Origin of the sequence: Limnothrix sp. FACHB-1083 (assembly GCF_014696485.1) — a bacterium.
In the GTDB taxonomy this organism is placed as follows: Bacteria; Cyanobacteriota; Cyanobacteriia; order CACIAM-69d; family CACIAM-69d; genus CACIAM-69d.
Window position 1 is genome coordinate 344,238 of the sequence record NZ_JACJQD010000004.1, and the last position, 26,505, is coordinate 370,742.

Genomic DNA, 26,505 nt, shown 5'->3' on the forward strand with positions numbered 1-26,505 from the left:
AAGACAAGGAGCGCTCAACGTATGAAAATCAATCCCTTAGCAGAAGACCTAGATTATATTCTTGAAACTACTCATGATCTGTGGGAAGACCTGCGATCACAACGTATTTTTATTACGGGCGGTACAGGTTTTTTTGGTCGCTGGCTATTAGAAAGCTTGATCTGGGCTAACGACAAGCAGGCGCTAGGAGTCAAAGCTTTAGTTTTAACCAGAAGCCCAGCGGTATTTGCAAAGAAAACTCCTCATTTGGCAGCTCATCCGGCGATCAAATTTCACGTGGGCGATGTCAGATCGTTCCCTTTCCCTGATGGTTCTTTTTCACATGTAATCCATGCGGCAACAGAGGTGGGTGCCAAGCTAAATCAGGAAGATCCTCTACTCATGCTAGATGTGATAGTCCAAGGAACAAGGCGGACTCTAGAGTTTGCACGACACTGCGGGGCTAAGAAATTTTTGCTCACTAGTTCTGGGGCGGTCTACGGGCAACAGCCACCTGATATGACCCATATACCCGAAGATTATAGGGGAGCACCCGATACTATGGATGTTGGGTCTGCTTATGGGGAGGGAAAACGAGTAGCTGAGCTTCTGTGTGCGATTTATGCCAAGCAATACGGTCTAGAAGCAAAGATTGCTCGGTGCTTTGCCTTTGTTGGCCCTTACTTACCGCTAGATGGTAATTTTGCAATAGGAAACTTTATTCGGGATGGTATTCAAGGTAGTCCAATTCGGATAAACGGAGATGGAACATGTTATCGTTCCTACCTCTATATGGCTGACTTGGTGATCTGGCTATGGACAATTTTAGTCAATGGTACTGTTTGTTATCCCTACAATGTTGGCTCAGATAGAGAAATTACTATTCTTGATTTAGCGAATGATGTGTCTCGATTGTTTGATTTAAGGTCAGAGATTTTAATGAGCCAGAAACCTATGCCAGGCAAACTCCCTGAGCGGTATATTCCATCAGTAAGTCGGGCCATGACTAGTCTAAACCTTCAACTACTAACTCCACTTTATGAAGCAATCAATAAAACGATTTTAAATCTTAACAAAAAATGAGAAATAGAATTGAACCTCAATATAAAAGGTAATCGAGTGTAGGTTTAAAAATTCGTTGAATACGACAAAACAAGTAAAATGACGCATTTGTAAAACTTATGCTTATAATATACACTTATACAATGTAGACATGAAAATTGATGTATTCGTTATAACTATTAAAATTAAGGCTGAATTCATTCAAAAAAGAGCTAAATCATGTCTTTGTTTGAACCTCGAGAACTTAGGAAATCAGTTTTGAAGATGGCTTATGCGGGATCAACAGTGCATATTGGTTGTGCCTTCTCCATCATTGAAATTCTAGCAGTTCTTTATAGATCTCACTTAAACCTAGGAAATGGTCAACCTGAATCGCCCCAAAGAGATTACTTAATACTTAGCAAGGGACATGGAGTAATGGCCCAGTATGCCTGTATGAAAGAATTGGGGTGGCTCAGCGATGATGACTTGAAGAATTATTGCAGTGACGGTAGCCTATTGAAGGGGCTTTCTGATGCTCATGTTCCAGGGCTGGAAGTCACTTCAGGATCTTTAGGTCATGGATTTTCTGTGGGGGTAGGAATGGCTTTAGGTGCTAAACGTCAACAAACAGGACAAAAGTGCTTCATCATTGTAGGAGATGGCGAAATAAACGAAGGATCTATCTGGGAGGCAGCAATGTTCGCATCTCAATTCAAACTAGATAACCTATGTGTAATTGTTGATGCAAATGGCTACCAAGCAATGGGTAAAACATCAGAAATTATGGAATTGGGGAGTATTTCAGAAAAATTCAGAGCTTTTGGGTTTGAAGCTCTTGACGTAGATGGACATAACGAGCTTGCCTTGGATATAGCCATTGTGAAAATTCAAGCCCTGTCTCCTGGAAAGCCTAAGGCCATCATAGCTCACACTATAAAAGGAAAAGGAATTTCTTTTATGGAGTGCGATAATCGGTGGCACTACACTCGCCTTACTTTAGAAAGTTATACTATGGCAATAAATGAATTAGATAAATAACAAAGGGTTGTCCCGATGAGAAGTACTTTTGTGAAATGCCTGACAGAAGCTGCACAGTCAGATGGGCGAGTTATTCTACTCAGCGGCGATCACGGATACTCATTATTTGATCAATTTCGCCAAAGCTGCCCTCAGCAATATATTAACGCTGGTGTTGCTGAACAAAACATGATTGGTGTAGCTGCTGGGCTTGCCAAATGTGGCTTTAAGCCTATTGTGTATGGGTTAAGTGCCTTTATTCCTATACGAGTTTTAGAACAAATCAAACTAGATATTTGTTATCAAGAGTTACCAATAGTACTGATTGGAGATGGCGCAGGAGTAGTCTATAGTAGCTTAGGTTCTAGCCATCAAAGTACTGAAGATATTGCTGCTTTGCGCTCGATACCCAACATATCAATTCTTTCACCAGCAGATAGGCATGAGATGAATCAATGTATGAGTTTAGCACTCAAGGCTGACTATCCAGTCTATTTGAGAATTGGAAAAGATGATTTAGGTGATATTCATCAATCTCGATTTGATTTGCGTTGGGGTGACCTGTGTCATATCAAGCCCGGTGATGGTATAGTTGGACTCGTAGCAACTGGCTCTATGGTGAAGACTGCATTGCAAGTTTCCCAAGAGATTGATGGTAGTTCAGTTTGGAGTGCACCGTCGTTAAAACCAGTCAACATTGATCAGGTCATTTCTATTTGTAAAAAACATCAAGTTATAGTTGTCTTGGAAGAGCATTCAATTTATGGAGGACTGGGCTCCATAGTAGCTGAAATTGCGGCTAGTTATGTCCCCACACACATCTGTCGAATTGGAATTCAAGACCGTTTCTCGCAACTTTGTGGAAGTTATAAGTACCTCATACGTGAACATAGGTTGGACATAAAATCTGTAATAAACCAGATTGAGTGCTTTTTGTTTGCGATCAAGCAAGAACGAATATGATTCACTCAGTAAACTGGAAAATTTGGTGGTGCCGTAATTCAGTAATAATGAACTAGTGAAAGCCTTGCGGCACCAACGATCACTTGCCGCAAATCATCGCATCACAGGCACCACCGAAGAGGTAATTTTCAGTTTCCACAAGTTTTTCCACAAATACGTAACCTGACAGAAGTAGTGGTGATATAACGAATTTCATGAATACCAACTTCGAAAGACTGAATTTTATGCCCTCTTCTCTATTAATATCAGTTTGTATTCCTCTTTATAACAAAGCATCTTTCTTTGAGCAAACTATTACGTCAGTTTTATCTCAAACCTATAGAAACCTCGAAATCATCGTTAGTGACAATGGCAGTACTGATGGCTCATCAGACCTTGCTCTAGAATATTCTCAGCGTGACTCAAGAATTAAATACTATAGACTCAATAAAACTATTTCAGCCAATGAAAATTTTCGTCATTCGCTTCTCTTGGCAAGCGGTGAAATTCTAAAGCTTCAGTGTGCAGATGATTATCTCGAACCAGACTTCATATCGAGAATGGTGCAGCCTCTTCTCAAGTCGCCTGAAACTGACTTTTCTGTATGTACCGTAAAGCCTGTCTTTGACGACGAGTCAAGCCAAATTCTCAATCCATCACTTATCGAACAACATTTTTCCCAAACAGTCCCGCTTGTCATTCAGGATCTACTCAATACCACCAGCTTTTCAGAGCGTTCTAAAAAACTCCTACGCTATTGCTCCAGGACTAGCCTCTTTGGTTGTTTCTCCGGCCTGTTGTTTCGTCGCCGGTGTTTACCCCTCAAGCGATGGAAAGCAGTCGAAATGGGTGCGCCATTTCCAGCGGTAGATTGGGATTTTCTTTTTCGCCTATATTTAAACCACCGTGGCACATATATTAACGAAATCCTAGAGTTCTACCGATACAGTAGCAATAGCGAAACCTTGCAACTAATTTCAGGCAAAAATCTATCGTTTGATGTTCTAAATTTCTTGATGCCCCTAACGCTATTAACTGATAAAACTCTAAATGAGTTCCGTTCCAGTTTATCTCCGGAAGAATTTGAAGAACTGCTGCAACAAACTCATCAATACCTAGATAAAGTTGCCCGTGAAGCTAGACATCATTCAATAGCAACCCCTCAGCAGAATAAAAATCTGGGTATTGAGAGCCTGTGTCAAAACATCGAAGAGGCCCTCGCAGCTTATACCATCAACCCAATCCAGACCAGACCGCAGTTACGAGAACTAAGAAAGTACCTAGCAGACTGTTGGCTGCATCTGCCAAGCAATCAAGTTCAAGAGCAATATCGAGGACATCTGGGGACAGCCTATCGATCCCTAGTTAACTCGAGATTTCGAGACGAAAAACTCACTGATGTTGAGGAAAAATTCGTTGAAGAGCTGTTTGCTTATGTTTGCCTTAGATGGAGCACGTATGCAGACACAGAATCTGATAGCAAACCCAGAAAAAGTGCGGAATCAAGCCTTGTTCATCCATCTGTTGCTTCCAAGGATGCGAAGTCGATTAACTTTATACTTGCAGCAACCCTTTACCTACACCCTTCAAAGTTATCAATTCACGCGGAAAGAATTGGTGAACTCTTTTTGCCAGATTGGTTTGTCCCTGAGATACTGCATCAAATAACTTCCACTGCTGACTCATTGGGCAAAGGGTTGTCGAGAAGCCACCGAATTCTGACGATTACCAATCTATATCCACCCCAAGAACTGGGGGGGTATGGCCGATCGCTCGCGGATTTTGCTGCTGGGTTGCAATCCCGTGGTCACCAAATACATGTTCTAACCAGCGATGCACCTTACCTGGGTTGCACACCAGATCGAGAAGATGGCATTGATCGCCGCTTGCAACTGTGGGGAACCTACGAAGGTCAAACCCAAGAGTTTCAGGATCCTAACCAAATCCATGCGATCGTGGCCCATAACGATCGCATCCTGCGCGAGGTTTTGGCGCAAGTCCAACCCGATCTTTGCCTGGTTGGTAATATCTCATTCCTCGGCCCGGCGGTTTTTGGGCCTTTGCTAGAACAACAAATTCCGACAATTCATCACCTGGGGTTTGCCCAGGTTCCTTACCCACCAACCCTTGCTCCCCAGCACCCGCTCTATCACTTGGCCACCGCTAGCGAGGCCGTGGCTCAGGCGGTGCGAGATGCAGGGTTAACGCAACTGGAAACGTCAACGATTCATCCCGGCGCTCTGGTACGGCAATTTAGCCGTCCCACGCTGCCCCAGCGGGACAAACTCCGGATTTTGTACGCTGGGTTAGTGATTCAAACCAAGGGGCCCCACACCCTGCTGGAAGCCCTGACCGTGCTGCAACAGCAGCAGATGGATTTTGAATGCACGATCGCAGGTAATGCAATTCATGCGGATTATTTGGCGGCCCTGCAACAGTACCTGCAACAAACAGGGTTAGTCCATCGGGTGCGCCTGGTTGGCCATTTGGATCGATCGCAACTGGCTGACTGTTTTGCTCAGCACAATGTCTTTGTGTTCCCTTCGATTCAGCCGGAAGCTTTCGGGATTGTACAGGTTGAAGCAATGGCGGCCGGGCTAACGGTCTTGAGCACAGGGGTGGGCGGGGCTTCAGAGGTGATTGAATCCGGCGTGAGTGGCTTGTTATTCCCGGCTGGTGATCCGATCGCCCTGGCTCAGGCTCTGATCAGTTTGCCGCAGGATCCGGAACGTTGGGCGCGCCTGGCCGCCACAGGACAAGCAGCAGCCTTTGCCAAATTTGACATTGAGCGATCGATTGACCAACTCGAACTAAAATTCGAGGAGCTATTGCGCCGAAAAGCCGAACTCAGCAGCCCTATGGCCCTTTCCATTCCCACCTCCCCTGCCACCGATCCCTACACCCAGTGGCTGTGCGATCGCATCACGAACGTTGTGCGGGTGTATGGACTTGATCCCAATGACCAAAGCACGATTAACCTCCTGCGGGAGCTACGCCGCCAGACTGCCGAGCTTTGGAAGGCTGCGCCAGCGGAGCAACTCCCAGATCTTTACCAAGGCTCTGTGGGCCAAGCCTATCGCGCCTTGCTGCACAGCGGCTTCCAATCCCAGCCCCTCACGGGTGAAGAAGCCAACTACCTTCAAGCTCTCACTAATCAAGTGAGTCAGCATACCGTTCAACATCCGGTTGGCTTGCAGGCGTTCTTGGGGGTGATGCTGTATCTCCCCGCTGGCAAGATGAAGGTTGATCAGGCCCCAGTGAAGCTTCCGGCTTGGCTGCTGTCGGATTATCAATCGGTCTTTGAGCCGCCTGGAACTGTAGAGCCAGTCAGTGCTCCACAGCCGATCGCCCCGCCAACCTCAGCAACCGCGCCCCTTCATCAGGACATGACCTTCCTGAATCGGTTGTTAGGCTGTGCCAATCTTTACTACATCGACCCCGAAGAAACCTCGATCGCAGAAGAGCTGCGGCTGATCCGTCAGCAGGTAGGGCAAATTTGGGCCCAAACGCCCCTTGAGCAACTGGAGTCTCTCTACAAGAGTGAATTTGGTCGCCGCTACTTGGCCCTGCTTGATAGTGGCTATCAAAACTATCCCTTACTCCCCGAAGAGGAGTCCGTTGTTCAGGAGTTGACGGGGTTGATCAGTCAGGGAATCGATCGCTACCCGGGGCTGAATGCGCTGTTGGCCATCATGATGTATCTGCCACCGGGCAAAATGCAGGTACGGGACGCAGCTAATCGCTTACCGGCTTGGTTGCTGCCGGACTATCAGCGGATTTTTGAAGCGGATCAAGCGACAACTGCTCCCTTAGTGCCGTCCCCGCAACCAACCGTCCCCACGGCCGCCCCGGCTGCGGCTGCTCCACCCTCCGTGAGCCAGCCCCCCAATTTGGCGGAGGACATGGTGTTTCTGAACCGCTTCTTGGGCTGCTCCAATCTCTACGAAATCGACCCGGAAGATGGGGAAACGGTGGCGGAACTGCGCCAATTGCGACAACGGGTGGCTGAGTTTTGGCTGACGGTTCCCCCATCTCAACTGGAGGCTGTGTTCAACAGTGAACTGGGCCGCCGTTATGGCATGTACCTGAAATCAGGATTCCAACGGGAGCCGTTGACGGATGGGGAGCGGGAACTGCTGGTGAAGCTGGCGGAAACAGCAGCGCGTGGTTTTGAGCAGCCCGGTGGTTTGAATGCGTTCTTGGGCGCAATGATGTACTACGCGCCGGGACAAATGCAGGTGAAGGATGCGGCAACCCGTTTGCCCGGTTGGCTGTTCCCGCTGTACGCGGCGGTGTTTGAGTCCGAGGCTCAAAAAAAAATGGCATCCTAGGGAACGCTGAGGCTGGCAGTCCTCAATTACCTGAGTTAACGGAGGTGGCTGGCTCCGAATCGGGGGCCAGCGATCGGGCAGAGTCTGTTACACCGTCAGCCCCAGACCCCAATGCTGGGCTAATGAATACTGAGGGCCGGTTTTGCCACTGGCGCGATCGCCCCTGGGACTCAGTGCGCCCCATCCAAACCTCCTTCCTGACGGGTAGCGACGCGGTGGCGATCGAGATGGCCGCTCGCAGCTACCGCTATCGGGGCATTCAGACCATCAAAAATCCTTTTGACTGGGCGCTCTATTCCCTGCTGCTCTGGGAACTGAAGCCTCGCACCATTTTTGAAATTGGCTCCTTTGCCGGGGGAAGCGCTCTCTGGTTGGGAGATCACCTGAATAATTTTGGAATTGATGGGCATATCTACTCGATCGACATCAACCCGGTGACCGATGTGAGCCATCCAAAGGTGACCTTTTTGGCAGGGGATGGCCGAGACTTGGGGCAAACCCTTTCGCCGGACTGGTTGGCCAGCCTACCGCGCCCTTGGTTAGTGATTGAGGATGCGGATCACTCCTACGGAACAACCATTGCGGTGTTGGAGTTTTTCCACGGCTGGCTAGAGCAGGGTGATTATGTGATTGTGGAAGATAGCCTCAGTGCTGGGAAACCACTGCAAGCCTTGGAAGAATTCTTGATGGTTTGCGGGGATGAATATGAGATTGACACCTATTTCTGTGACTTCTATGAACGGAATATGACCTGGTGTCTCAACGGTTTCCTTCGCAAACGGACGACCGCTGGGGCGATCGCCCCTTCATTCCCGCCGCGCGAACTGGGCGAGCCGGGATTGCCAGAATGGGACGAGTTTTGGTTGAACTGGATAGATAGCTGCTTGGATCTTTACGAGCGATCGCCTGAACATTGGGGGGCCTTGGCAGAACTCAGTAATGCTCGCTCTCGCTATGCCCATTACTGGAAGGAAGCGCCGATCGAAGACTTGCCGGTGATCTGGCAAAGCACCAGCGGACAAATTTATCAGCGGCTAGTGGCGAGTCGGTTTGGACAGCGGCCCATCCTGCCAACCGATCTCGATTTTCTGCTGACTTTTGTGGAATATTGCAGTGGTTTGCCGGAACCCGAATCGGCCATCCGGACGGCATTGGTGGCCATCGCCTATCCAATTCCAGCGGTCGATCGCTCAGTGTGGGAGCGAATCTATCCTCAGTTACCTAACTGGTTGGCTCCAGTGGTAACCGCCGCCTTGGAAGCATGGCAGCGGCGTTAACGGCTGGATGAATAGCCGTTGATTCGCCCGCATGGTGGCGAACCCCGCAGATCTTTGGGTGCAGGTGGAAGCGGTGATTCGACTGCTAAATCAATTGCTAGATCAATTCGGGGCCCTGCTCCGTTGATCTGGGTTGGAACCGCTCCAGAAAACCGTTATTCTCCACTTGATCGCCCCCCAAACCCTCAACCCGACCGCAACTCCGATGGCCGACAATTCCCCGCCGCGTACCTACCACCAATGGTCGATCGCGAACCGGCCCACCGCCGCCGACCTCGATCGCATGGCCACCACGGCGCGGCAAGGATTCCGCTACCGGCCGACCATCAGCATTGTGATGCCCACCTACAACACACCGGAGCAACTGCTGATTGAGGCGATCGAGTCGGTGTTGGCCCAGGTCTATCCCGATTGGGAATTGTGTATTGCGGACGATTGCTCCACCGCGCCCCACATGCGGCCGCTGCTTGAGCAATATCAACAGCGCGATCCGCGAATTAAGGTCGCCTTCCGCACTGAAAACGGTCATATTTCCCGTGCTTCCAACTCCGCCCTGGAAATTGCGACGGGTGAATATGTTGCCCTGCTGGATCATGACGATTTGCTTACGCCGGATGCCCTGTTTGAAGTGGCCTCGCTGCTGCAACTGCATCCCGATGCGGACATGATCTACACCGACGAAGACAAAATCGATGAAAAGGGGATTTTGTCGGAACCGACCTGTAAGCCGGCCTGGTGTCCCGACTCGTTTTTGACGCGGATGTATATCTGCCACTTGACCGTTTACCGGCGATCGATTTTGACCCAGGTGAGTGGGTTTCGGGCAGGGTTTGAGGGCAGCCAAGACTATGACTTAGCCCTGCGCTTTACGGAGCAGACCGATCGGGTCTATCACATTCCCCGGGTGCTCTATCACTGGCGGATTCACTCCGGATCGGCGGCGGGTTCCACCGAAGCCAAGCCCTATGCCTATGAGGCAGCGAAAAAGGCCTTGCGTGAGGCGATCGAGCGGCGTGGGGAACCGGGGCAAGTGGAAACCATCGCCAAACGGCCGGGCCACTACCGAATGCGCTACCAAATCGCTGAGCGCAAATTGGTTTCTCTGCTGATTTTTGTGGGCGATCGCCCCGCCGACCTCGATCGCTGCCTGAACGGAATTGTTCGCCACACGGACTATGGCCCCTATGAGGTGCTGGCCGTGTTGGGAACCACGCAACCGGAGCCGGGCCTTTTGCAGGTGTTGCAACGGTGGCAAACCCAGTTGGGAACCGATCGACTGCGGGTCGTGCCCTGTGAGGATTTCAATTGGGCTGCTGCTGCCAATCACGCGGCGCAACAGGCCCGGGGCGATTATCTGGTGTTTTGGGAAGATGGCATGGAGCCGATGGGAACCGCTTGGTTAACCCGTCTGGTGGAACAGGTTCAGCGATCGCGCATTGGCGTGGCTGGCCCCATGGTGTTGGATCCAGAGCAGCAAATTGAACAGGCGGGCCTGACCTTGGGCCTCAATCCCGAGGGGCTTTGTCTCTATCAGGGTTTGGATACCAAGGTCTCTAACTACGCCAACCTAGCCCACATAGACCTGGCCAATAATGTTTCGGCCTTGCGCTGGACGGGGATGTGTTGCCGCCGATCAACCTGGGCGTGGGTGGGTGGTGTGGATCCGCGTTTGGGCATTTTTGCGGCGGATTTGGATTTCTGTTTGAAGTTGCGATCGGCCGGCTATCGCCATATCTTTGTGCCCGAATCGCGCCTGCGCCAGCACCACCCCCTGGCTTGGCAACATCAGCTCACGGATCCGGAAACCCAGCGCCAGGCGGCATTGCGGGTTTTGGAAACCAAGTGGGATCTCCAGTTGCGCTATGACCTTTGCTATAGTCCCGCCCTGGCCGGGTTGCTCGATCGCCCGGGATTTCGCCGGGACTACGAACGGTTGCAAGCCCAAACCATCCATAGCCAACAGCCCCTCGTCACGATCGCCATTCCCACCTATAACGGACGGCGCTATGTTGATGAAGCCCTGGCCAGTGCGCTCCAGCAGAGCTATCCCCACTTGGAAGTGTTTGTCAGTGACGATGGTTCCACCGATGGGACGATCGAGCAACTGCAAGCCGCGGCGGCTCAGGATCCCCAACGAATTCAACTGGTGGCGGGGCCGCAGGCGGGCATGGTGGCCAACTGGAACCACTGTGCGGAATTTGCGCGGGGCAAATATCTGAAGTTTTTGCACCAGGATGATTTGCTCGATCGTGACTGTCTGAAGGCCATGGTGGCCTTGGCGGAAAGCGATCCGGAAATTGCCCTGGTGTTTGCCCCTCGGCGCTTGTTGCTGGATCCGTCGGCGGCCCAGGATCCCGCTTCCCAACGGTTGGCGGCCGGCAGTGAGAACTTGCACCATGGTTGGTCGCACTTGCAGGCGGTGCAACCGGGGGTAGACCTACTGCGAGATCCGCGCTTGCTGCTGGCTCCCACGGATCCGACCAAGCTGGACAAGCTGAAAAAGCTGTTTCAGGATCCGGTGGATCCCGTGGAAAAGGTGGGGCAAATCAACAAAATTGGCGAACCGAGCGCGGTGTTGGTGCGTACCGATGCTCTTTTGGCCGTGGGTGGTTTTGATCCGGCCCTGAAGCAATTGGTGGATTTGGATCTTTGGTTGCGGCTGTTGGCCAAGTACAAGGTGGGCTTTATTGCGTGCCCCCTGTCTAGTCGGCGGATCCATGCCCAGCAGGTGACCCAGCTCAATTCGGCGGAGAAAGAGTTGGAAACCGATGCTCGCCGGTTTTATCACAAGCTGGTGGCGGCTCCCTGGTTTGATCAGCTCCATTCCCGATCGCAACAAATTGCTCAGGCAATGACCAAACATATGGATCGGCTGCTGAAATCCGAGCGGCCGCGCCTGGCTCCAGTTCCGGCGGGAACGGAGCGGCCCCTGTGGTCGGTGATGTTGCCGGTTTATAACCCCGATCCGCAGCAATTGACCTTGGCGCTGCAAAGTGTGTTGGATCAGGCCCTGCCGGCCGATCGAATGCAGATCGAGGTCTTGGATGATGCGTCCGATCGGGTGGATGTGCGGGCGATCGTGCAGCGGGTGGCGGGCGATCGGGTGCTGTATACCCGTCAGCCAAACAATCGAGGACTGCTAGGCAATTGGCAGGATTGTTTGAGTCGCTCGTCTGGCCAGTGGGTGTTGTTGTTGCACCAGGATGATGGGTTGCTGCCGGGATTTGTGGAGCGGATGACCCGGGCGATCGAGCAGGCGGGTGATCGGGTGGGCATGGTGCTCTGTCGGCATCACCACATCGATCACCAGGGGCGAATTGTTTGGACTTCTGAACTGGAACGGGAAACGGCCGGGCCCGTGAGTGATTGGGTCGATCGAATTGCCCAGCGCCAACGGGTGCAATTTTCCGCCATGGTAGTGCGCCGCGCGGCCTATGAGGAATTGGGAGGGTTTGACCCGGCGGCGGCTTCGGCGGCCGATTGGGAAATGTGGCAGCGCCTAGCCAGTCGCTGGGGTCTGTGGTTTGAGCCAGAACCCTTGGCGGTGTTTCGGCGGCATGACGGTTCCACCACCTCCAAACTCACCCGCACCGGGGCCAACATTGCCGACACTCGCCGCGCCATTGACTTGGCCCGAGCCTATCTCCCCACCGATCGACGCGATCGACTGGCTCGCCGCGCCTTGCAATACTATGCCCAATACGCGATCGGGGTGGCCCAAGACAGCCTGAAGCGGGCCGACTGGGAAACGGCGATCGCGCAACTGCGGGAAGCGCTCCGTTGTGAGGATTCGATCGAAACCCGATCGGCCGTCATTGACTGTCTGTTGCAAACGGCTCCCGCGGCCCCGGACTCACCCGCTCCGGCGGATCCGGCCCCGATCGCCCCCTTGACCACAACTGCCACAACTGCCACAACCGAGGAGACCCAAGCCCTAGTTCGGGACATTACCCCTCTGGCTTCCATGGTGGTGCTGTTTGTACCCTTGGTGAACGAGGTGAAACAGGCCGTGGCCGCCTATCGTCAACATTCCACCGATCCCAAGGTGATTGAACGGTTGCGGAATGCCCGTCGCCAATTGGCGGAACAATGGTTGCGAATTCCGTTCGATCGCCTCGATGAGGCCTACCTGGCCCGATTGGGTCAAGCGAACAAGGCCTTGGTGGAAACGGACTTGCGCTACGAACCCTGGACCGCTGACGAGCGATCGTTCATTGAACCCCTGATCAGCAGTCTCCAGGGGGGCATCAAAACCCTGAGCCAGCTTCGCAACTTCATCATCCTGATGATGTATTGCCGGGCTTATCAACTGCCCTTGGACTATGGCGCGATTTACTTGCCCCAATGGTTCCTAGAGGCCTATGCCCTCTACATGCAGGAAGCCCCCCTCTATTTCCAAGAGGTGGGCGATGCCGATCGCTTTGCCCAACACATCACCCGTTGGACTAACCAGGTCTATCGCACCAACGAAACGCGCCCTGAAGATGAGGTTTCCCAAAAACTGGCCCGCTGGCTGGCCTATCGCGGCACTTTCACGCCTTTGTATTTCACCGCCGACAGCCCAACGGATATCTATCGCAAGCGAGCGTTCCTGATTGCGAAAACCCTGAAGGATCAGGGCGAAGTGGTCGATTATCGGTTTGGGCCCAGGGATCCCCAGCGGCAAAAGCTGCGGGTGGGGATTTTGAAGGATCACTTCACGCCCCAAACGGAAACCTTCACCACCTTGCCCGCCTTTGAATATTTGGATCGATCGCGCTTTGAGATCATTCTCTATAGCGTCTTTGCCACCGGTCATCCCCTGGAGCAATATTGCGCCAGCCGCGCCGATCAGTTTGTGCATTTGCAAGGGAGCTTGGCCCAACAGGCGGCCCGGATGCGGGCCGATGACCTGGATTTGCTGCTGATTGGCACGAACGTCACCATGGTGACCAATCCGATCACGGTGTTGGCGGTGCAGCGCCTGGCCCGAGTGCAGGTGATGTCCACCTCAGCACCGGTCACCACGGGGATGGCCCATGTGGATGCCTATATTTCCGGGTCGCTGACGGAGACCACCGATGCCCAAACCCGCTACACGGAAAAGCTGTTGGCGGTTGAGGGGCCGGCCCATGCCTTTAACTATGACGTGTTGCCCCAAACGGCGACGATTCAACCCTCGCGGGCTTCCTGGGGAGCTACGGATCAAACCACGGTTTATATGTCCGGAGCCAATTTCAACAAAATTGTGCCGGAGTTGCGATCGGTCTGGGTGAAACTGCTGGCACAGGTGGCGGATTCGGTGCTGGTGCTCTATCCGTTCAATCCCAATTGGGGGCAAAATTATCCCGCGCAACCGTTCATCGATCGGTTCCGATCGGACTTGGCCGCCGTGGGTGTGGATCCGCAGCGCCTAGTGATTTTGAATCCCTTGCCCACCATGGCCGACATTCGCGAGTGCCTGAAGCTGGGGGATGTTTATTTGGATTCGTTCCCCTTTGCGGGGGTGAATTCCACGATCGATCCGTTGCTGGTGGGAATGCCGCCCGTGGTGCTGGAAGGGGTGGCGTTCCGATCGCGGATGGCCTCGGCCCTGTTGCAATCGCTGCGAATTCCGGAGCTGATTGCGGCCGATGAGGCGGACTATCTGCGATTGGCGGTGCGGTTGGCTAAAAACCGCGACTGGCGGCAGGCCTTGAGCGATCGCATCCAGCGGGCCATGGCGGCCAACCCGGTTTTCTTTGACAGTCGCCGCTATTCAACACTGATGGGGCTAGCCTTTGAGCAACTGTTTGCCGCTTGGCAACGGGGCGAGCTAGGGGCCCGCTAGGTGATTTGGAAACGGCGATCGCAACCCTGGACTCACAACTGCTCTTGAACCCAGATTCTTGAGCGCCCTTCGTCAATCAACATTCGGGAGCACCTCGTGAAACTGGCTTTTATCATTGACCCGATCGAACGACTGGATCCGACCCACGACACCAGCGTTGCCCTGATGGAAACGGCCCAACTGGCGGGCCACCAGGTTTTCATGACCCAAGCCACGGATCTGAGTGTGCGGGATTCCCAAGCCTGGGCCAAGCTGTTGCCGGTCGCCTTGGCCCCCGTGACCCTGGGCGAAGGACGCTGGTTAGCCGTTGAGGACTGGTTCAGCTTGGGCGAAGCGCTGTGGCAGCCTCTGGAGGCCATGGATGCGGTTTTTATGCGCACCGATCCGCCCGTGACCGTGCCCTATCTTTACGCCACCTATTTGCTGGATTATGTCAATCCGGCTAAAACCCTGGTTATCAACCGCCCCAGCGGGATTCGGGCTGCCAATGAGAAAATGTATGCCCTGCAATTCACTTCGGTAATTCCCGAAACGATCGTCACCAGCGATCGGGAAATCATTCGGGCGTTTGTGGAGCGGCGGGGCGCGGCGGTGTTGAAACCCCTGGGCGGCAAAGCGGGCGAGGGCATTTTGTTCCTGGAGCCGGGCGATCGCAACTTCAATTCGCTAGTGGAAATCAGCACCCAGCGGGGTCAAGTGCCGGTGATGGTGCAGCAGTTTTTGCCGGAAGCCAAGGCCGGCGATAAACGGGTGATTTTGTTGAATGGCGAGCCGATCGGGGCGGTGAATCGGGTTCCCACCGGCAGTGAGTTTCGCGGCAACATGGCCGTGGGCGGGGCGGCCGTGAAGGTGGCCGTGACCGATCGCGATCGGGAAATTGCGGCCGCCTTGGCCCCCACCCTCCAGCGCGACGGGTTGATCTTTGTGGGCATTGACGTAATCGGCGGCTACTTAACCGAAGTGAACGTCACCAGCCCCACGGGAATGCGCGAGATCGATCGGCTCGACGGGGTACGTTTGGGCGATCGAGTTTTGGATTGGTTAGCCCAAAATTCCCCGACCCAGTAAGGCTGTATCAGCCCAACCCCCAGCGAATTAGGGATGCTGGCAGCGATCCCAGCCTTCCAGCACCATCAAGCTTTTGACGGCTTCCGCTGTGGCCACCTCCGCGTGGCCCAGCCATTGAAGCCACTGTTGCCGGCCCAGGTTCGGATCGCTCAATTGACGGAGGGTACGTCGATCCCAACGGAAACTTTGCCACCGATCGCCGGGTTCAGGAACCCAACCATCTAAGTCGGAACAGCGCTGAATTTGGCCGCTGACGGGGCCGAGGAGGGAAACATGGTAGGACATGACCAAGAGCAGTGCGGAACTCACACTGGCGAAACAGCTCCCCGAGGCCCGCTTGGGGCCGCGAGGGTGGCCTCGCCTTCGCGCGATCGGGGCCACATCCTCATGCTGCCATGGGTTTCAGGAATCGCCCGCCCTGATCATGACGCTTCCGGTGATCCCGGCCATAACTTCAGATTGGCTTTAGATTTGTTGGATTGGCTCTAGATTTTTTGGCTCTAGATTTTGTGAATGGCAGCGGCCCCAATGGACAGTTGCTGAACTCAAGCGGGAAATTAAAATTCCTGATTCTGAGCACTTGATTCTTGACCGGATCCTTGCCCCAATTGAGCCTTCGCTTTCTGCCAAAGGGCTTCCAAGGTTTCAAGGCTGTACTGTTCCAAGGGGCGATCGCTCAGGGCCTCCATCATTCGCAACCGCTGCACAAATCGCTGATTGGTTCCATGGAGCGCCGCCGAAGGGTCAATGCCCTGCCAGCGTGCCAATTGCACCACCGTGAATAGCAAATCGCCCAATTCCGAAGCCTGGTGTTCCGGGTCGCCTTGGGCGATCGCCCCTTGCAGCTCCGCCAACTCCTCGTGAAATTTCTCCCAAACCCCCTCCAGGCTGTCCCACTCGAAGCCCGCCGCCGCCGCCTTTTCCGACATCTTCAGGGCTGCCATCAAGGGTGGCAAGCGGTTGACATAGCGATCGAGTTTGGCGCTGAGGGGGGGCGGTTGGTCGATCGGCTCCCCCTTTTCCGCAGCCTTAATCTGTTCCCATTGCCGATGCACCGCCGCCGCATCGGTGGCCTCAGCCTCGCCAAATACGTGGGGATGACGACGCACCAACTTATCGGCAATGCCGTTGGCCACCTGCCCCAAATCAAAATCCCCCGCCTCGCTGGCCAGTTGCGCTTGCAACACCACCTGAAGCAATAAATCGCCCAATTCCTCCGCCGTTTCCGCGCGATCGCCACTGCGAATTGCGGTCACGGTTTCGTAAGCTTCTTCCAGGATGTAAGGCACGAGGCTTTCGGGCGTTTGTGCCAAATCCCAAGGACAGCCCCGCACCGGATCGCGCAACTGGGCCACCACATCGATCAAACGTTGCAAGGCTGTCAGGATTTCAGACGGGCGATCGAGCGAAGACATAGGCAACCATGCATCTGCTATGCATCGAGGAGAAAACCACTGCCAATCCTAACGGTTACCGCCCCGAAAAATTGCTGGCCGATACACCAATCCTGGGGAAGTCATCCTGTGCTAAGACCTAAACGCCGGGTCTTGAGCATGTATTAAACATGTATTAAACATGCACGAGAATGTGCATTGAATGTGGATTTAATTGAATTTTTCCATTGGAGGTTTTATGGCTCTTGTTTGGTCTGCAAAACGCTGGGCGATCGGTCTCAGTACCCTGACGTTGACGATCACCAGTTCGATCGCCCTAACCATTGAAACTGCCCAAGGAACCACACCCTATGGCCCCGCCGTGGAGCATCCTCAAAATGCGGGTTACCAAGCAGAACAGCGCGGAGATTTTGATACTGCAATCATTAACTATCGCCGGTCTTTGAATGCGGCGGCTGGGTTGTCTGATCCCGTCTTGCGCGATTGTGGCGTGGCCGGTGCAGAAGCCAGGTTGCGAGGGGCCGAAGCCGCCAAGATCTATATTCAGCAACATGGGCGTTCTTCCGATCAGTTGAGCCAAGCTCGTGAACGCTCACAAGCCGCATTTCAGAATTATTGGAATGAATTTGATCAACGCCGTCCAGATTTAGTGAATGGCTGTCCCTAAATCTTGATCATCGCAATTCGTCGTAGCAATCTATTGTGGTGACACCCAGTGGGCAGCGATCGGAAAGGGCGGTGATCGCTGACAGGCTAGGTGTCACCCCAAATGCTTTGACTAACACGACTGTTCGTCTCTAGATGCAGCCCTTAAATTCATGCCCTATCCTGGACTGCCCTATCCTGGATTGCCCTCTGGGTTACTCGCTGCATCACTGCTCATGTCCGGCCCCTTCTTTTGGGATTCAGCATCGCCAGAGTTTTGCAACTGTTTCAAATGAATTTTATTCACCTGAATAATAAAACTTTCAACAGCTTCTTGCAGCTTGACGCGACGTTCCCGAGGCGATAAATCGCTAAAGCGATAGGCATTCGTTACCCCAAGAATGAACTTCTCTAGCTCGGCTTCCAAAAACTCAACAGCCGTATTGGCAGCCACAGCGTTTTCCTGAAAAGGAAAAGACGTGGAAATACTTGTGACGATCGATGCAACAGCCGGGAACAGCACCGGTAACCACTTGAGCCAAGGAAGGCCAGTTTCTGTTTTATCTAGCAGCACCAAAATCGGTGTCACGCCCGACAACACAATGGTCGCTACCTGAAAGACATAATAAATAATTTGAGACTGACTCCGCATGAGCCGATAGTCAGCAATCAAGTCCTCGCAATATTGAATTGCACGACTGCGCAACAAATTGATTGATGCATCATCAACATCTTCATTGTCTGGATTAAACTGCCCGTAGAGAGATCCCTTAAAACTACTCTCCCGTTCGCGGGCCGCTTGGCGAACTGCCTTGCCAACACTTCGGTTCACCAACAAAAGAAAAACAATGAGACCTGTTGCTGCAAAGCTGGCTGGCAACATATTGGAGTGTGTAATTCCCCAAAGGTTGAAGCCCACAATGCCAACAGCGCTGGTGATTAATAGGGCTTGAATGGTGTCAAGAATCAGATAGACCTTGCGATCGCTTTGCGTTAACTCAGCAGTATTCATGGCTCAAAACTCCAGAGCTAGATTCTTGTGTCCGAATGACAATGCATTTGGATTTGGGGCAATGGCTTCCGAGGTAATGATCAGGCTTAAAACCCAAATAACAGCAATAATTTGTAGTGGGTTTTGAATTGACTCCAGCTAATCGAATGCCACAAATCAAATGCAATTTACTGATTGGGATTGGTAAGTGATAACCAACCCATTCTAACCAACCCAAGGCAACTGGCTAAGGTTAACCAGCTCAATTCATTTACCTGACTTCAACAGCCAAGAAACTGAGTAATATAGTCTCTGGCTAAAAGGGCACTAGCTGCCCCGGCGGCTACGCAACAATGGGGCGCAAATTCCCCTGTTTCTTGAAAAGGTTGCGGATCGGTAATATCCCGCGAGCTTTCTTGAATGGTTGAGTTAGGGGTATATTCATGCTGAGAAAATTTGAGAGATGATCCATGGCGCTCAAACCACGTGCGATCGCGAATCCAAAGCAGCGCTAAAAACTCGGGACGTAGACAAAGCAAATCCATCGCGACCCCTGTGATCAGCAAAGTTGCTCCCCCATTGACCAATAGGGCTTGGAGATCAGCAATTTCAGGATATAAATTGACTGTCTGCTCTCCCTCTTCATGGTCAAATAATTCCTCCGCAACTTCTCGTAAGATCGTTGCTTCCAAGTTATAAGATTGCTGATCAAAAGGGTCAACACCCGTTGGCTGAAAGATCATCGACGGGACAATATGATACTGACCTGCTCCCTCAGCAACCTGTGCGGATCGCTGATGCAGAAAGTATCGATATTTATCCTGGGAATCTGTCTCAGAACTGACATTTACAACAAAGCAACAGGAAATGGCGATCGCGGCACTGCGGTTGTGTCCTGTCCAGGCATCTTGCAGCGCCTCCTGCCCTCGGCGATCGCCATGAAGTTTCTGTCGCAAGGGCAAGGCTTGATAGCAGTCTTGGGGGGAAGCATCGAGCGGTAAGGTGGCGATCGCCTGCTCCAATTCAGCTTCCAAAATGGTGCAAGTATTGACAGTATCAAAGTACGATCCCACGGTGCAGTGGAGGCGATCGCCCGCCAGAAAATCTTCAGCATCAGAAGCAGGCTTAAATCGATCTATAAAGTCCAATGCATAGGTTTTTCCATTCCATAAATGCTTCCTTGTGCGTTGCATTTTCTCCAGTAACCAGCTACTGCTTGGAAATTGACCTGTTTCAAGCTTTAAGTTGCCCAAAACCTGCCTTGGACTTCGTGGTTTTTCAACCCAAGAGCATAGATTGATTGGATAAACTAAGCCTGTCCCACTGCGAAATAGGGACTCTTCACCATAAAGCCATGCCAAAAAGTTGATGGTCATTGCTTGACGAGACAAGGGTGAAGTAGAACAAGAGCTAGAAATCATTGCAATGAAAAACCGCCAGAGAGGATTAACTGAAAAGACTAAGGACTAGGACTTACTTGGCAATCCAAAATCAGGTGTGAAGCATTAATGCTATAGGATCCCGATTGATAGTCCCCCCAGGTTTTCACGATCTGAAAATGATTAGCTTGCAAGAGTGTCATAATCTCTTGCGGCCAAAAAATTCGGAGATCTAAATCTTCTTCCGCAAACTGAACGCCATTGCGATAAAACATCAATGTCATTGTATGGATCTGGCTCCAGGCATGATACTGCCTCCGCCGTTTAATGGTCACCAAAGAGCCATCCTGAGGATCTTGAAACTGAGAATAAGGATCAATTCGATCCGGATTTTGCAGAATGTCGAAAATATAGTAGGGATTTTTGAAATCTACGATGAAATGACCGCCAGGAGCCAGATGTTGACGAACCCGACTTAAGCACTGCCGCACATCATCAAGACTATGCAAGTGGGTAAATGTGTCATAGGGAAAAATGATGAGGGAGAACTGAGTCTGAAGATCAAAATCACGAACGTCTCCTTGAACCCAATGGGCTTTCTGGGATTTAGTACGAGCCGCATTGAGCATGGATTCTGAAATGTCGATGCCGGTGCAAAGAAAGCCTCCTTCTGCCAAATCAGTGGTAACCCTTCCAGTTCCGCAAGCCAGTTCCAAAATGGGACTGCCGTGAACTTGGGCGATCGACTGCCAAAATCCAATGTCTTGAGATTGAACTGAGTGTCGATAGGATCCCTGAAAAATTAAGTCGTAAAAGCAACCGTTATAAAATAAATTTTGGTTGTCTTGATTCGTTGATTCTGGATGGCTCATAATAGCAATCCTCCTTGAATTTGAAGCTAAAAATGTCGCGTAAAGCTACTACGATTCGCCAGAAATTTCTGGTGTCTCTAGTGCCAAATCTTGACTAGTAGATGTATTTGATGGGTTGGGAATTAGATTGGGACTATTGTTTTTGCTTCCTGTTGCTCCAGTGCCTGTTTTGGCTAGATAAATTCCGAGGGTAATTAGAAAGAAGCCCAAAATATTAAGAGGATCAAGAAATTCACCAAACCACAACCAAGCTATGGCAGCAACAGGGGCTGGCTCTAGCAACAAAACAATGGTGACAAATGTAGAAGAGAAATGCTTGAGGCTATAAACAATTAATCCATGGCCGGTGACTTCACTAATTAATGCGAGTCCAATGACTGCAATCCAACCCATGGTGCTAATGGGAAAGATGGTGCTATCGATCGCCCAAACAATCGGTGTTGCCAAGAGCAAACCAATAGCACAGCGCCATACTAGAATTTTTGAGGTTGAAAGGTGCTGACGCAGTTTTTCAACGAGCAGGAAACTGGCCGCGTAAAAGACTGAGGAGAGCAAGGCTGCCCCATCTCCAAGCAAGGCGCTAGTGCCAAAAAGAGCTTCTTTGGGTTGAATCCAGTCACCGATCGCGAGGGTGATTGCCCCAATGACCGCGATCGCCAACCCACTCAAAAACCGTCGATCGAACCGTTGTCCCAAAAAAAGCCAACCCCCAAGGGCCGTGAACAGGGGAGGCATATTCGCCAACATTGCTCCATTGGCTGCGGTGGTGCTGGTGAGCGACCATGTCCACAAATAACGCCCCACAAGATGCACAAACCCCAGTGCCAACAACAGGTTGATGGTTGCCCAAGGTAGTTTTTGTTGTTGGTCTGTTACTGCTGCGGAAGAATGGTCGGCTGCTCCAGAATTTTGGGTAGTATGGCCACCTTCCGTTTTGCTTTCGGAAACTGCTGATGGAGGCTGTTCTCTTTGAAGCCAATTCAACCCCGTAAACGCCAGCGTTGCAATCCATAATCGATTAAAAACTGTTGCTTCTGCACTGATTTCTCGAATCGATAACTTAATGAAAATGGCTGTCGATGAGAGAGCGATTAGCCCCAAAATTAGCCACAAAAAAGCCAGTGATGAATGGCGATTGTTCTGATTTTGGGAATCAGACTCAGAAGTGGGTGGCTGGCTGATGGAATGATTGGTGGTTGTTTCCTCTTTTGGATTGTCTGAATCATCACTGGGAGATGCTTGAGCTTCAGGGGTCATAAGGTTAAGCCACGGTTTTCAGGTTTGGATATGCCTTGCAGAAAAATCACAGCAGAAATGACACCCGCTAGCTTCGAGGAAGCTTGAATGATAGTTACTAATCGACGACTGGCTTAGAGCAAGATTCAATCATAAAAGCTTCAAAGATCACCTCAAGGTGGGCCCGCTCCGGCGAAGCGCAAACGGGCCCTACCTGAACTGTAGGATCTTCGGGAAAATCCGCTAATCGTAATAGGGTGAATTGCTCCCCATTCAGGGAATAGAGAATTGCAATTGCTTCATCTTTTCGGCGCACTTCAAACCAAACACGCTCTGGCTGTCCAGGAAGTGGTGCAACAGACCAGTCCGAGCGATCGCGCGTTACGACTGCACTGGCGTATTGCACGCCTTCAACGTATTCGATTCCACACTTGAGCCAGTGAGTTTCACTTGCGCGTACCATTAATCCGGCTTGATCATAAAGATCTTGATATTGCCCTGCAAAACAAACGCGTGCCCGAAAGTTGCCGTTGATGGCGCAATGATAAAAATGCCCTGAATCTCGAATGAATCCGTAGTGAGTGGTTCGCCAAAAATCGGATTTTAAGCCCGTTTTAACCCAAAGTTGACCATTGCGATCGCTCCATTCGGCTGGTGGATTGTGCCATTGCATTGTTGACCAGAAATTAGCTTCCGAAAAGCTGTTGACCATGAGCTAACCTGTCAAGATTTTTGATTCAAGAGCCATCGCATTCTAATCCTGTTAATCCTAAACCAAGGCCATATCTTCTCGCCTGGATAAACCCTCATAAATTTGAATTAAAATATCATCCAGATTATATTTAAAGTCCCAATCGGGATAGTGATCCTTAAACTTCTGCACATCGCTGACCCACCAAATATGATCACCGAGGCGATTTTGCTCGCTGTAGCTCCAATTCATGGGCTTGCCCACAATTTCGCTGCTGCGGGTGATGGCCTCCATCATGGAGCAGTGGGAATAGCGGCTGCCGCCAGCGTTATACACTTCTCCACAGCGAGGATTTTGATAAAAATGCCAAAACATATTCACCAAATCATAGCTGTGAATATTATCGCGAACCTGTTTGGCCTGATAGCCGAAAACAGTGTAGTGACGACCGGTAATGGCACATTTCATGAGGTAGGCTAAAAAACCATGCAACTGGGTTCCAGAATGGTCGGGGCCAGTCAGACATCCCCCCCGAAAAATGCCTGTTTTTAAGCCATAGTAAATGCCATATTCTTGCACCATGATGTCAGCAGCAACCTTGGAAGCTCCGAAGATGGTGTGTACAGAGCGATCGATGCTCATGGTCTCGTCAATTCCGCGTTCAAAATAGGGATGAGACGGTTCTAGTTCCCATCGAGTTTCCAATTCCACTAATGGATAGTGATTAATGGCATCTCCATACACATTATTCGTAGAGGTGAAAATAAACACTGCTTCGGGGCAGTGCTGGCGGGTCATCTCTAAAAGATTGAGGGTTCCATTGGCATTCACTGCAAAATCGGTTAAAGGTTCCGTTGCGGCCCAATCATGGGATGGTTGAGCTGCTGCATGAATAATGATTTTGATGTCTGTGTTGTAGGTTTTGAAGATGCGTTCTAGGGCTGCTAAATCGCGAATGTCCTCGTTTTCATGAATGTAGTGGGCAACTTCGGCTTGCAGTCGATCGCGGTTCCAGGCGGTGGAAGCTTCCTCGCCAAAAAAGTAGCGACGTAAATCATTGTCAATGCCAACCACTTGTAAACCCCGATCGGCCAGGAAGCGCACAGCCGCAGAGCCAATTAAGCCGGATGCGCCAGTTACGATTGCAATATCCATAGTGTTCTGCTGAAATTTCTTGTTCAGGCAAAGGGAAGCTAAGCGGTCAGGGCAATCAAAACCCGAGCAGGTGAATGACTTATTGAATTGGCGGCAAATTGACGGCCAAATTAACCTGGTGATCAACTCGCGATCGCTTTGCATTCAAGCTGCAATCAATGAACTGGTGATGAGCTAATGGGCAATCGACACCAGCTCCGTTCACCGATTAATTTCAAGTCATTCGTGAGCATTTCATGATTGCTTGATCAAGCCATTACCGGCAGTGAATCTTTGATCCACTGCCGATCGAACGGATTGGTTAGGACACTTGCGCAAGGGTCAAAACATCAGCAACCGATCGCGCCGCTAACTGCACCCGATCAATGTCTTTCGCATCCATTTGGCTGTGAATGGGGAAGCATAGCAGCGAATTCCAAACCTGATTCGTGACGGGCAGGGGGTAGCGTGCATAGCTCTTAGCCCGTGCCAGGGTATGAAGGGCGGGGTTGAAGTATGAGCGACATTCCACCCCTTCTTCCCTCAGGGCGGTAATGACGCGGCTCAGTTCCCCTTGCTTGGCAACCGGCATCAACACTCCCAGGTTTTGGAAATTGGAAATCACGCCCTCAGGAATTCGCTGGGGCATCAGGGCCCCGTGACAGGACTCCTGGAAGAAGGTGCGCAGTTGTTGGGCGTATTGGCGGCGTTGCTCAAGATTTTTGGGGAAGTGGCGCAGGACGTGGCGACCGGTGGCGGCCCGCAACTCATCCATTTTGGCGTTCATGCCCAAGCTCGATTCTGACAAGTTGTGATGGGCAATGCCGTGGTTACGCAACTGTCGCACTTGATTGAGCAAGTCCAAATCATGGCCAACCAGTGCGCCGCCCTCGATCGCTGGCAGCACCTTGGTTGCATGGAAGCTAAACATTTGCAGGCGCGGTTCTGCGGGAACCCGACGGCCATAGGTTTCAGTGCCAAATCCGTGGCAGTTGTCATAGATCAGCTCCGCCCCAGCCTGTTGACAAAGGGCAGCGATCGCCGGCAAGTCAGGCGTTACCCCGAACACATTCACCGGCACTACCACAGCAACATCCCGCTCCTGGTCAAGAATTTGCGCCAAGGCCGTGGGCGACATCGTAAAGGTTTCGGGATCGATGTCGCAGAAAATTGGCTCTAGACCCGCCGACTCGATCGAATTCAAAGTGGCAATGAAGGTATAGGACGGCAACACCGCCTTGCCTTTGCGCCCCAGCACTTGCATACCCAACGTCAGCGCATCCGCACCATTGCTCAAGACCACCACATCGGGCACGCCGAGATACTGGGCCAATTCCTTTTCAAAATTGTGCAAGTGGGGGCCGCCGTTGGTGGCTTGCCCGGTGGCCAAAGATTGCTGGAAGGATTGGATGAGAACGCTATTGGGTGCAAAGTGCGGGCGCACCATGGGCACCACTGGAGGAGTATGGCTGGAACTGCGAGAGAACGCACCGCGACCGGCATCGGGGCTAAGCAGTCCCCAATAGTCGAGGGTTCGGCGCAACCCTTCCTCCATGTCAATTTTGGCTTTGAAGTTTAGGATCCGTTCCAGCTTGGACACATCAGGCACACGCACGGGAATTTCTTCAAATCCCTCGCCAAAAAATTGCTTTCCATCAATGTCTTCGGTTCCGGCTTTGTGGCCTGAGAGGCGAATCATAATTTCCGCCAATTCACGCATGGTAATTGGCTCAGGACGGCCAATATTAACGGCTGAGTGGTTATAGCTACAGTCGGGACTGAGTTCAAGGGCGAGTCTTGCGGTTGCTTCTGCCGCATCGTCGATATAACAAAGGGTGCGCACGGCTTGACCGCCATCCACCAACATCAAGGGCAAACCGTCGCGAATTCTGCCCAGAAACTTACTGATGACACGTCCTTTGCCCGGTGCATCAAGTTGGGGGCCATAGATATTAAAGTATCGAACGGCGGCGGCGGTCAGTCCCAAACGGCCCAGGGCATAGGCGTAGTGTTCCCCGGTGGTTTTGGAAATGGCATAGCTCCAGCGATGGTTTCGAGAAGTGCCATAGATGCGATCGCTATCTTCTTCCAGAATGCCGGTATTTAAGCCGTAGGTTTCGCTGCTGCTGGCAATTAAAACAGGGCGGTTATGCTTCAAGCAAGCCATTAAGACATTGCGCGTTCCCAAGATGTTCACATCCAAAACATCGTGGGGCCGAGTGACATATTCATCCACACCAACGACGGCCGCGAGATGAATCACTCGATCGCAGCGAGCAATCCAATGATCCATGCAATCAGCATCGAGAATATCGCCCGCGACGTTCTCAATTCGATCATCAATATCGACTAGCCGACCGGGATCGTGGAGATCTAAACAAACCACTGACTTGCCCACACTCAGTAGATAGCGTGCGATCGCACTGCCGACAAAACCAGCACCACCCGTAATTAAAACGTCAAAATCTGCCATTTCAATAGCCTCGCCAGCGAAAATTGCTGAACCAAATAGCGGGATTATTTCAGCTCAATAATCCCTTGATCGTTTTGAAATTCAACCAAACGGAAACCCGACTTAACTTAAGCCTTGGAAGATTTTTCGAAGTGACTAGTTCAAGAGAGACAGCCCAACAATGACTCTCATGGACGAAGCTTATTCGCTCAAGCAAGATGCTTGAGTCAAGACCTAGAAATTC

General features: G+C 51.6%; 17 protein-coding genes and 1 pseudogene. 9 read left to right on the top strand and 9 right to left on the bottom strand.

Going from position 1 to position 26,505, the window contains the following annotated elements:
- Positions 1-21: 21 nt before the first annotated feature.
- From H6F46_RS07710 to gshB, 8 genes and pseudogenes are all read left to right on the top strand, one after another.
- A complete protein-coding gene (locus H6F46_RS07710; protein WP_190354176.1) occupies positions 22-1,062 on the top strand; it encodes an NAD(P)-dependent oxidoreductase in 1,041 nt (346 codons plus the stop codon).
- A 198-nt stretch (positions 1,063-1,260) separates the two neighbouring features.
- Positions 1,261-2,061, top strand: coding sequence for a transketolase (locus tag H6F46_RS07715; protein ID WP_190354177.1), 801 nt, complete (start codon positions 1,261-1,263; stop codon positions 2,059-2,061).
- A 15-nt stretch (positions 2,062-2,076) separates the two neighbouring features.
- Positions 2,077-3,003: a transketolase family protein gene (locus H6F46_RS07720; RefSeq protein ID WP_190354178.1), complete on the top strand. Its 927-nt coding sequence runs from the start codon at positions 2,077-2,079 to the stop codon at positions 3,001-3,003.
- Between the two features lie 224 nt (positions 3,004-3,227).
- Positions 3,228-3,623 (top strand): annotated as a pseudogene (locus H6F46_RS19800) (glycosyltransferase family 2 protein); the annotation flags it as partial.
- A 1,056-nt stretch (positions 3,624-4,679) separates the two neighbouring features.
- Entirely contained in the window at positions 4,680-7,313 is a 2,634-nt protein-coding gene (locus H6F46_RS19280) for a glycosyltransferase family 4 protein (protein ID WP_242027835.1), read from the top strand.
- 44 nt (positions 7,314-7,357) lie between these two features.
- The gene (locus H6F46_RS07730; RefSeq protein WP_199291438.1) at positions 7,358-8,590 is read left to right on the top strand and encodes a CmcI family methyltransferase; all 1,233 of its coding nucleotides are present in this window, start codon (positions 7,358-7,360) and stop codon (positions 8,588-8,590) included.
- A 205-nt stretch (positions 8,591-8,795) separates the two neighbouring features.
- Positions 8,796-14,399 carry a glycosyltransferase gene (locus tag H6F46_RS07735; RefSeq protein WP_190354180.1) on the top strand — a complete coding sequence of 1,868 codons (5,604 nt, stop codon included), beginning with the start codon at positions 8,796-8,798 and terminating at the stop codon, positions 14,397-14,399.
- A 96-nt stretch (positions 14,400-14,495) separates the two neighbouring features.
- On the top strand, positions 14,496-15,467 hold the full coding sequence (gshB, locus tag H6F46_RS07740; protein ID WP_190354181.1) for a glutathione synthase: 972 nt from the start codon (positions 14,496-14,498) through the stop codon (positions 15,465-15,467).
- 27 nt (positions 15,468-15,494) lie between these two features.
- On the opposite strand, the gene H6F46_RS07745 is transcribed toward gshB, so the two are convergent.
- Both H6F46_RS07745 and mazG read right to left on the bottom strand, forming a co-directional pair.
- Positions 15,495-15,752: a hypothetical protein gene (locus H6F46_RS07745; RefSeq protein WP_143473140.1), complete on the bottom strand. Its 258-nt coding sequence runs from the start codon at positions 15,750-15,752 to the stop codon at positions 15,495-15,497.
- A 272-nt stretch (positions 15,753-16,024) separates the two neighbouring features.
- Positions 16,025-16,882, bottom strand: coding sequence for a nucleoside triphosphate pyrophosphohydrolase (mazG, locus tag H6F46_RS07750; RefSeq protein WP_190354182.1), 858 nt, complete (start codon positions 16,880-16,882; stop codon positions 16,025-16,027).
- Between the two features lie 217 nt (positions 16,883-17,099).
- Between mazG and H6F46_RS07755 the strand changes: the two genes are divergently transcribed.
- Positions 17,100-17,528 carry a hypothetical protein gene (locus H6F46_RS07755; RefSeq protein WP_190354183.1) on the top strand — a complete coding sequence of 143 codons (429 nt, stop codon included), beginning with the start codon at positions 17,100-17,102 and terminating at the stop codon, positions 17,526-17,528.
- A 171-nt stretch (positions 17,529-17,699) separates the two neighbouring features.
- Here H6F46_RS07755 and H6F46_RS07760 read toward each other — a convergent pair whose 3' ends face one another.
- The 7 genes from H6F46_RS07760 to H6F46_RS07790 form a co-directional block, all read right to left on the bottom strand.
- The gene (locus H6F46_RS07760) at positions 17,700-18,518 is read right to left on the bottom strand and encodes a DUF4231 domain-containing protein (RefSeq protein ID WP_190354184.1); all 819 of its coding nucleotides are present in this window, start codon (positions 18,516-18,518) and stop codon (positions 17,700-17,702) included.
- A 260-nt stretch (positions 18,519-18,778) separates the two neighbouring features.
- Positions 18,779-19,918 carry a hypothetical protein gene (locus H6F46_RS07765; RefSeq protein ID WP_190404989.1) on the bottom strand — a complete coding sequence of 380 codons (1,140 nt, stop codon included), beginning with the start codon at positions 19,916-19,918 and terminating at the stop codon, positions 18,779-18,781.
- A gap of 38 nt (positions 19,919-19,956) precedes the next feature.
- Positions 19,957-20,748, bottom strand: coding sequence for a trans-aconitate 2-methyltransferase (locus H6F46_RS07770; RefSeq protein ID WP_242027836.1), 792 nt, complete (start codon positions 20,746-20,748; stop codon positions 19,957-19,959).
- 48 nt (positions 20,749-20,796) lie between these two features.
- Positions 20,797-22,005 (bottom strand): DMT family transporter, encoded by a 1,209-nt coding sequence (locus H6F46_RS07775; protein ID WP_190354187.1) that lies wholly within the window; start codon positions 22,003-22,005, stop codon positions 20,797-20,799.
- 97 nt (positions 22,006-22,102) lie between these two features.
- Positions 22,103-22,696, bottom strand: a complete 594-nt coding sequence (locus tag H6F46_RS07780) for a DUF1349 domain-containing protein (protein WP_199291439.1) — start codon at positions 22,694-22,696, stop codon at positions 22,103-22,105.
- Between the two features lie 57 nt (positions 22,697-22,753).
- A complete protein-coding gene (locus H6F46_RS07785) occupies positions 22,754-23,830 on the bottom strand; it encodes an NAD-dependent epimerase/dehydratase family protein (protein WP_190354188.1) in 1,077 nt (358 codons plus the stop codon).
- Between the two features lie 301 nt (positions 23,831-24,131).
- On the bottom strand, positions 24,132-26,282 hold the full coding sequence (locus tag H6F46_RS07790) for a DegT/DnrJ/EryC1/StrS family aminotransferase (RefSeq protein ID WP_190354189.1): 2,151 nt from the start codon (positions 26,280-26,282) through the stop codon (positions 24,132-24,134).
- Between the last annotated feature and the right edge of the window lie 223 nt (positions 26,283-26,505).